The sequence below is a fragment of the Streptomyces sp. AC627_RSS907 genome (assembly GCF_019049165.1).
Genome location: NZ_JAGMUE010001185.1, coordinates 1 through 861 on the forward strand (window position 1 = coordinate 1; position 861 = coordinate 861).

General features: G+C 70.5%; 1 protein-coding gene. It reads left to right on the plus strand.

The genetic code is table 11. The features are described 5' to 3' along the window. The coding region (locus KUM32_RS40975; RefSeq protein WP_217146738.1) for a cell wall metabolism sensor histidine kinase WalK at positions 1–728 on the plus strand (728 nt) is incomplete at its 5' end. Positions 729–861 lie beyond the last annotated feature (133 nt).

Genomic DNA, 861 nt, shown 5'->3' on the forward strand with positions numbered 1-861 from the left:
GTAAGGAACTGGTCGCCAACGTCTCGCACGAGTTGCGCACGCCGATCGCGGCGTTGCGCGCGGTGCTGGAGAACGTGGTGGACGGGGTTTCGGACGCCGATCCGGAGACGATGCGTACGGCGCTCAAGCAGACGGAGCGGCTGGGCCGGCTCGTGGAGCAGTTGCTCGACCTGTCGCGCCTCGACAACGGCGTGGTGCCGCTGCACGCGCGCTCCTTCGAGGTGTGGCCGTATCTGGCGGGCATCCTCAAGGAGGCCAGCATGGCCAGCGGGGCGCGCGCCGCGACGGCCGGTTCGTCCGGGGTGCACGCGCGCGGGGACGTGCACCTGCACCTGGACGTCTCGCCCCTCGACCTCACCGCGACGGCGGACACGGAGCGGCTGCACCAGGTGGTGGCCAACCTGATCGACAACGCGATCAAGCACAGCCCGCGGCGCGGCCGGGTCACGGTGCGGGCGCGCGGCGACGAGATGCCGCAGAGCCTGGTGCTGGAGGTGCTGGACGAGGGGCCCGGGATTCCCGAGGCCGAGCGGCACCGCGTCTTCGAGCGTTTCAACCGGGGCGGACCCGAGCACAAGGGTCCCGGCAGCGATGGCGGCACCGGGCTCGGCCTCGCCATCGCGCGCTGGGCCGTGGATCTCCACGGAGGTCGGATCGGAGTGGCCGAATCCCCCCGGGGATGCCGTATCCAGGTCACTCTTCCGGGCAACGTGCGGGAGGCACGTTGACGTATGGTCGGTGACGGAAGCACGCATTCGACCGAGTGCGGGCGCGGCGCGCCCTTGCCTGGTACGGGTGTCCTGCGGGGAACCCCGTGTGTTTCCCGCCAAGTCATGCCTCGAAACCCGTCGATCAATGTGA